Origin of the sequence: Aeromonas allosaccharophila, from assembly GCF_000819685.1 — a bacterium.
Taxonomy (GTDB): Bacteria; Pseudomonadota; Gammaproteobacteria; order Enterobacterales; family Aeromonadaceae; genus Aeromonas; species Aeromonas allosaccharophila.
On sequence record NZ_CDBR01000031.1, the window covers coordinates 25,142 to 33,059 of the forward strand.

The following is a 7,918-nucleotide window of genomic DNA, read 5'->3' on the forward strand; positions in this document are numbered from 1 at the left end:
CTAACGGTCAGATGCAATGGGTGAGGGTGTCACCTTGTGAAAATTGGTTGTCCCATTGCCGGTTGCGATAGCGCGCTGAGTATTTTTCAACAAATTCAACGAACATCTTAACACGCAACGGAGCAAACTGGTGTTGGCAACACAACATGTAGAAGGGGCGATTGCCGGTTTGCCAGTCGGTCAATACCGGCACCAACTGCTCGTCATGAAGGAAGTTGTTCAGATAGTGCAAGGGGGCGTTGACGATCCCCAGATGGCGCCGTGCTGCACGCACCGCGGCCTGGGTCTGGTTGACGGTCAGCTTGGCGCTGCGTTTGACGCAGACGTTCTGGCCATCCTTGTCGGTCAGCTGCCAATGCTGGTGTGGCCAGCAGTAGATGAGATCGTGATCTTCCAGCTGGTTGGGGTGAGACGGGGTCCCCTTCTTGGTCAGATAGAGCGGCGAGGCAAACAGGCCGTACTCGATATGACCGAGACAGATCGCATTGGGCAGGGATTGGGGCAGCTCGCCATTGAAAAAGACCAGATCCCGATCATTGTCGAACAGATGCTGGTGATCATTGGTCTGGGTGATGTCGAACTGCACCTCGGGATAGTGCAGTCCGAATTCGGCCAGCATATCGATGAGGATGGTGTTGGAGAGCGCGATCGGCGCCGCGACCCGGATAAGCCCGGTGATATCGGCCTCTTTACCCTGGATCTCGCTGGTGGCCTGCTCGATTTGGGCGAGCGGCGTGCAGAGGCGCTCATAGTATCTGAGCCCCTCATCGGTAAGGCGCAGCTTGCGGGTAGAGCGATGTAGCAGGGAGCAACCCAGTTGCTCTTCCAGCTGGGAAATGCGTCGACTGATGGTGCCTGTTGGCATGCCCAGTGCGGCGGCAGCGTGGGAGAATCCTCCCTCTTGCACCACCTTGACGAACAGGTAGAACTCTTCGATGTGCTTCATAAACGCTGTTCTGGGTGTAACAAGGGGGCAACCATAAAAAGAGCGTTCCGGGTTGGCAAGGGTAATTCAGCGTTTAATTGATCTGGATTCGATTTCTGTTGATACCAGTTTTCGACTCTTCGTTCACACTCCTGCTACCTGCTCGCTTGCGCTCATCACCATGCGTGAGTCAACCCGTCTCTGTCAGCCACACCGTTCAAGGCGGCCAAACGCAGTGGTCACGGGGCGAATCTGAGGGTGAGGAGGGGGCAAAAGTCAGCCAGATCTGCCTCACCGTGCTGTTTCTCCTTTTTGAAGAATGTGACCAAGGTCATATATTCGGTTTTTGCACACAGACAGTGTAAAAATACATCCTGGATATATCTGTTCCTCCCGGACGCACTATTTTTGTCCATCTTGGTGGTTTTTTGGCTGTTTACCCAGCCACTTGGTTAATTAATGAAAGCTTTGTGGCAATGAATGACGACTATTTCTGTCGTTGATTTAATTGTTAATAGTTGTGTTGTCGCAGCGAATAATGAATTTGTGTTTCAAGGTCTCGAGTGGGTAGCTCTTAGTACTTGTTTTTACTGGGGAAAAAAGATAAAAATCGACAGTGTGATTTGTTCTGATTAACAGGTTGTTTGGCTGAGTCCGTTTCTGTATTTCAGGATATGCTCCCCCTGTTGCTCATGTCTGAAATAGTGTTGTCTGCTCTTGGCCATGTTAAAAAAGATGATGGCCGGGAGGTGTTTGCACCTTGCATTCTCCATCTAGCGGTTTGCTAGATCTGTTTTTAACCAGTGACCATCCCGCATGAATGACCTTGACCAGATGAATACGCTTGACGAACGGTTACTGAAGACGATGGATGTTCTGCATACCCCGATCTGGGTCTATGACATCGAGCATCATCGTATTTTCTGGGCAAACAGCGCCGCGCTCCCGGTGTGGGAGGCGACCTCACTCGACGAGCTCTGCGCTCGCGACTTTTCTGCCGACATGGCGACCGCCATCGATCTGCTGTTGCAGCGCTATCTGGGTGATTTTCAGCAGGGGCGCAGTTACAACGAGTGGTGGACCCTCTCCCCGAAGGGGGTCAAGAAGCAGATCTATCTGCGCCTCTCCGGCATTCAGCTGGCTGGTCGTCTGATGATGATGACTGAGGCGGTGCTCGACTCCGATGCCCTCTATCAGGAGTCATCTCTGGCGAGCGGCGATACCTTGGCCAGCCTGTTTGATAGCAAGGGTAATTTCGAAAGCGGTAACTACCACTTCGAGATCTGTTTCGGTCAACAGGTCGCCCGGCTCTCCCAGGTCTTCTCCGGTAATGATGACAGCTTTTACCAGAAGCTCTCCCGGCTCGATGAGGTGGTGACCGAGGGGGAGTGCCGCACCCTCAAGGGGATGCGCTGGTTCCAGTATCAGTTCCGCTATATCCAGCAGGGTGCCCGCATTCTGCTCACCATGCGCGATATCACCGACCGCAAACTCGAGGAGCTTGAGCATCGCCACCTCGCCTGGCATGACTCCCTGACCGGCCTGCTCAACCGTTATGGTTTGATGAAATCCCTCGAGGCCTATTGCGGTCTGGGTGAGCGTTTCGCGCTGGTGTTCATGGATCTGGACAACTTCAAGCTGGTCAACGACAACTACGGCCACAAGGCGGGAGATCGCCTGCTGGAGCGCGTTGCCGGTCGCCTCAAGCAGATTTGCCCGCGGGATGTGGAGCTGGCTCGCCTCGGTGGCGACGAGTTCACTGCGCTGGTGCCGCTGGGCAACCAGGGGGATCGGGCGCAAGAGGTGGCCGATCAGATGCTCTCCCAGATGACCAAACCGCTGCAACTGAGCGGGCTGCCGGAGGTGACTATTGGCGGCAGTATCGGCATCGCCATCTATCCCGATGATGCAGATGACGGGGACAACCTGATCACCCGTGCCGACATGGCGATGTATCAGGCCAAGCAGATGGGGCGGCTGCGCTGGCAGCGTTTCACCCCCAGCATGCAACAGACCCTGCAGCGCAAACTCAACCTCAAGCAGTTTCTGGCCAAGGCCATCGGCCGTCAGGAGCTGAGTCTCTGTTACCAGCCACAGGTCGATGCCGCCAAAAAGCGCCTGATCGGTTACGAGGCGCTGCTGCGCTGGTATAACCCGGTGCTGGGCCATGTTTCGCCGGTGGAGTTTATCCCGCTGGCCGAAGAGATGGGGCTGATCCGCGAGATCGGCAGCTGGGTGCTCTCCACCGCGTTGGCCCAGATGGCTAGCTGGCAGAAGCGTTTCCGGCAGCGGGTGCCGGTTTCCGTCAACCTCTCCGGTTTCCAACTCTCGTCGGCGCTGCCCGGGCAAGTTTGCCAGCAGCTGGAGCTGCACGGGGTGGATGCCTCCCTGTTGACGCTGGAGCTGACCGAAACCGTGCTGATGCTCGATATGAAGGGGTGCCTCGGCATCCTCGATGATTTGAGCGAGCAGGGGATCAAGATTGCCATCGACGATTTCGGCACCGGCTACTCCTCGCTGGCCTACCTCAACCGCTTGCCGATCAACAACATCAAGCTGGATCGCTCCTTCGTGGTCGGTCTCAACTTGCCGGTGATCCGGGCGACCGCGGCCATGGCCACCAATCTGGGGTTGGGGATCATGGCGGAAGGGGTGGAGGAGCCTCACGAGTTGGCAGCCCTGCAGACCCAGGGGTGCCATGTGTTCCAGGGGTATCTGTTCAGCAAGCCGCTGACGGTGGCGCAAGTCGAGGCGAGCGGCTTTGTGGTGGAGTGTCAGGTTGGGCGTTATCCACTGCTTAATGCTGCAATGGCAGAGTAACAAGTGTGCGTTAGGCCACAATTTGGGATTTTATCCCGTAGCATTTAATCAATATTAATCATCTTTTTGCGGCCCGTCATGAGACGGATTGGCAGGAATTGTTAGCATGCGAGCTCATTTCTAGGGAAAGGAGTATCGCAATAATGAGTCATGCTGCTGTCAATGACCGTCCGGCCAGCCCTCCCAAGGGCTGGCTGAACCGTTTCCTCAATGGCGTCGAGAAAGCCGGGAACAAATTACCCGACCCCGCCATGCTGTTCCTCTACGCCTTGCTGATCGTCTGGGTCGGCTCCTGGGTGTTGTCACAATTCCAGTTTGATCTGGTCAATCCCCGCACCGGGGAGGCCGTGGTGGTCAACAACCTGCTGACCGGCGCCGGTCTGGCCGAGTTTCTCTCCACTATGGTGACCACCTTCACCGGTTTTGCACCTCTTGGTATCGTGCTGGTGGCCATGCTGGGGGTCGGGGTGGCCGAGCAGTCCGGTTTTATCAATACCGGTTTGAAAAAGTTGCTGAAAGTGACACCCGCCCGTTTTCTCACCCCCATGCTGATCCTGGTGGCGATCGTCAGCCATACCGCCGCAGATGCGGGTTATGTGCTGGTGATCCCCATTGGTGGCATCATCTTCCACGCGGCCGGACGCCATCCGCTGGCGGGCATCGCCGCCGCTTTTGCCGGCGTCTCCGGCGGTTTTGCCGCCAACTTCCTGCCCTCCGGCGGGGACGCGTTGCTGCAGGGCTTTACCCAATCCGCCGCCCAGATCCTCGACCCCGAGTACATGGTCAACACCCTGTGCAATATCATCTTTACCGGTGCCTCTTCGCTGCTGATCATCTGCGTCGGCTGGTTTATTACCGAGAAGGTGGTGGAGCCGCGCCTCAAGCACGTGGCGCTCAACGAGGATCTGGAGAGTGCCGACGAGATGGGGCGCTACAGTGCGCAAGAGAGCCGGGCCTTCAACTGGGCCGGGTTTGCCATGCTGGTGGCCATCGTGCTGCTGGCGCTGGCGCTCTCCCCGAGCGATTCGCCGCTGCGTGCCGCCGATGGTTCCCTGACCACTTTCGCCGCACCGGTGATGAAGTCCATCGTACCGCTGATCTTCCTGCTCTTTATCCTGCCCGGGATTGTCTACGGCTTTGTCGCAGGCAGCTTCAAGAGTGGCAAGGATGTGATCGACGCCATGTCGGCCACCATGAACAAGATGGGCTCCTACATGGTGATGGCCTTCTTCTGCGCGCTCTTTATCAAGGCGTTTGGCGACTCCAACCTGGGCACCCTGCTGGCCCTCTCCGGCGCCGAAGTGCTCCATGCGCTGGCGCTGCCCGGTGAGGTGACCATCGTCGGGATGATCCTGCTCACCGCCAGCGTCAATCTGGTGGTGGGGTCGGCCTCGGCCAAGTGGGCGCTGATCAGCCCGATCCTGGTGCCCATGCTGATGGCGGTGGGGATCTCCCCCGAGCTGACCCAGGCGGCCTACCGGGTCGGGGATTCTGCCTCCAACATCATCACCCCGCTGATGGTCTTCTTCCCGCTGGTGGTGGTCTATTGCCAGCAGTATGTGAAGAGCACCGGGATCGGTACTTTGGTCTCCATTATGCTGCCCTACTCGCTGGCCTTCCTGGTGAGCTGGACAATTTTCCTGCTGCTCTACTGGGCGCTCGGCTTCCCGCTCGGGTTGCAAGCCCCTTACGTCTATCCGGCCCCTTAAGCCGGGTGTGCGAGGGAGCCTTGGGCTCCCTCGTTTTTTTCGTTATGGTGTTACCTCATTTTGGAGGTGCCATGAATCAGACCATCGATCTTATCCTTTCCCATCGCTCCATTCGTCAGTTCACTGACGAGCCGATCGCCCCGCAGCAGCTGGATGCCATTCTCGCCGCCGCCCAGTCAGCCTCCACCTCGAGCTTCTTGCAGGTGACCAGCATCGTGCGAGTCAGCGAGCCCGAGGCGCGACAGCAGCTGGCCGTGCTGGCGGGCAATCAGCCTTATGTGGTGCAGGCAGCTGAGTTTTTGGTGTTCTGCGCCGATTACCATCGTCACAGCCAGATCGTGCCCGAGGCCCAGACCGGCTATGCGGAACAACTGCTGATCGGTGCCATCGACGGCGCCCTGATGGCGCAAAATGCCCTGCTGGCGGCACAGTCGCTGGGGCTGGGCGGGGTCTATATCGGCGGACTTCGCAACCATCCGGCCGAGGTGAGCGAGCTGCTCGGCTTGCCCCATCAGGTGATCCCGCTGTTTGGTCTCTGTCTCGGCCATCCTGCCCAGCAGCCGGAGCAGAAACCCCGTCTACCCAGGGGGTTGGTGGTGCATCAGGAGCGCTACCAGCACGAACTGGATCGTCACCTGTTGGCCCAATACGATCAGCAGATCGCGGACTACTATCAGGCCCGCAGCAGCAACAACAAACAGCAGACCTGGAGTGGCCAGATCCGCGCCATTCTGGGCAAGGAGTCCCGTCCTTTCATGTTGGGCTTCCTGCAATCACGGGGCTTTAACCTCAAGTAATGGCGCTAATGGGCGATACTATGGGGAGGTGACCGTCATGGTTATCATCCCCTGATCCCGCAATCTCTCCCTGAGACCGGGGGCACAGCTTGGCGACAAATCGTGGGCAAGGGGGGATCTGCAGGCTACCTTAAGTAGGTAAGCTGTTGTAGGATCACGCAATTGGATAGGTACAGGGGTTTGGACATCCTATGATTTTAACTTTGGTATTGCTGTCTATCGGCGCACTCCTGTTTTTGGTTATCGCCTATAACGTGGTGCAGCAATATAAGCAGAAGGCGGAAGCGGAAAAGCGTCACGCCATTGCCAGACACAAGACGGTGGCCGACGAGACCGAAGAGGTGCTGCTGAACGTCAATCTGGTGCCTTTCTCCAAGAACATGGTGTTGCTGTTGCAGCACCGGATCCTCGATGCCTATCGCGCCATCGTGCAGGTGATGCCCAACAACCAGATCAAACAGCGCATCGCCGATGTGCAGATCCAGATCAAGAACGTGCAGGAAAATTACAGCAGTCAGGATGAAGGGCACTTCAAGACGCCGGAGTCCGACCGTCAGGCAATCCAGATGCTGCAACTGGTGAAGAAGCTGCGGGCGGTGCTGCGCGTCGAGCACAACAAGGGCAAGATTGACCCTCAGGGGTTCGCCCAGGAAGAGCGCCGCCTTGAGCTGATGCAGCTCAAGATCAACATCTCCAATCTGGTCAAGCGGGCGATGGATGCCCGCATTCAGGGCCAATATGGCACTTGCCGCCAGCTCTATACCAAGGGCCTGTCGGCCATGGCGAGCGTGGGCGACAAGGATCCCTATCTGCTGGCACGTGAAGAGGATATGCGCCAGGGGCTCAAGGAGCTGGAAGAGCTGCAACAGCAGAATAGCGCGCAGGATCTGCAAAACATCAAGGACAAGGAAGCCGACGAGCTCGATGTCCTGTTTCAACCCAAGAAGAAATGGTAAGCATGTCTCACCCACTCGATTCCACACTGGGGCCAATGGCCCCATTTGTTTCTCAGCTGTTGGCCGAACTGGCCGCCACTGGCATCAATATTCCCCAGCCAACGGTCGATCACCTCTGTTATCGGGCGGCCACCTTGCAGGAGTATCGCGCGCGATGCGCTGTGATGGCTGACGCGGGCACCTTGTTGGTGGAGGGGATGATCGGCGGTCGTCCCATCGCCACTTATCAGTTGCATCAGCCGCTGCTGGTCGGTGAGGTGCAGGTGCCCTGTATCGAACTGGCGGCGCCGAAACCGGGTCGTGTCCATCAGGCCGGACTGGAGCATATCGAACTGGTGGTCGCCTCACTGCAGGAGCTGGTAGCTCGCTATCCCGAGCTGCCGTTCAAAACCGGCAATATGCTCGATACCCGCAACCCCGATATCGGCCTGATGTTGCCCTCCGGTCAGATCAAGTTTCACCTGCGCCCGCTGGCAGAGGTGATCGCCGAAGAGGTGGTGACCGGCGCTGTGGTCGCGGTACCTGCGGATTATTTCGAGCAGGAGTGATCCTGCGCACAATGCCGGCGAGCCTCACAGGCTCTTGAATAACGCAACAAAAGGGGTCACCGGTGTGACCCCTTTTGTTATCTGGTGGTGCTGGGTTGCGAGATCGCTATCTGCTCGTGGGTGACCCTGTGTGCGCTGATCCCGTTACCCGTGTCGGTGGGGG

6 protein-coding genes are annotated in these 7,918 nt (G+C 57.6%); 5 read left to right on the forward strand and 1 reads right to left on the reverse strand.

Features of this window, described 5'->3' with window-relative positions:
• Positions 1-7 precede the first annotated feature (7 nt).
• Positions 8-946, reverse strand: a complete 939-nt coding sequence (locus tag BN1115_RS06365; protein ID WP_042656522.1) for a LysR family transcriptional regulator — start codon at positions 944-946, stop codon at positions 8-10.
• A gap of 846 nt (positions 947-1,792) precedes the next feature.
• Between BN1115_RS06365 and BN1115_RS06370 the strand changes: the two genes are divergently transcribed.
• From BN1115_RS06370 to BN1115_RS06390, 5 genes are all read left to right on the forward strand, one after another.
• Positions 1,793-3,745 (forward strand): putative bifunctional diguanylate cyclase/phosphodiesterase, encoded by a 1,953-nt coding sequence (locus BN1115_RS06370; RefSeq protein WP_042656523.1) that lies wholly within the window; start codon positions 1,793-1,795, stop codon positions 3,743-3,745.
• Positions 3,746-3,888: 143 nt separating this feature from the next.
• Positions 3,889-5,454, forward strand: a complete 1,566-nt coding sequence (locus BN1115_RS06375; protein ID WP_042656524.1) for an AbgT family transporter — start codon at positions 3,889-3,891, stop codon at positions 5,452-5,454.
• A 71-nt stretch (positions 5,455-5,525) separates the two neighbouring features.
• Positions 5,526-6,251: an oxygen-insensitive NADPH nitroreductase gene (gene nfsA, locus BN1115_RS06380; RefSeq protein ID WP_042656525.1), complete on the forward strand. Its 726-nt coding sequence runs from the start codon at positions 5,526-5,528 to the stop codon at positions 6,249-6,251.
• 191 nt (positions 6,252-6,442) lie between these two features.
• Entirely contained in the window at positions 6,443-7,207 is a 765-nt protein-coding gene (locus BN1115_RS06385; protein ID WP_042656526.1) for a hypothetical protein, read from the forward strand.
• Positions 7,201-7,755, forward strand: coding sequence for a VOC family protein (locus tag BN1115_RS06390; RefSeq protein ID WP_042656527.1), 555 nt, complete (start codon positions 7,201-7,203; stop codon positions 7,753-7,755). Before BN1115_RS06385 ends, BN1115_RS06390 begins: the two co-directional genes overlap by 7 nt.
• The last annotated feature ends 163 nt before the right edge of the window (positions 7,756-7,918 follow it).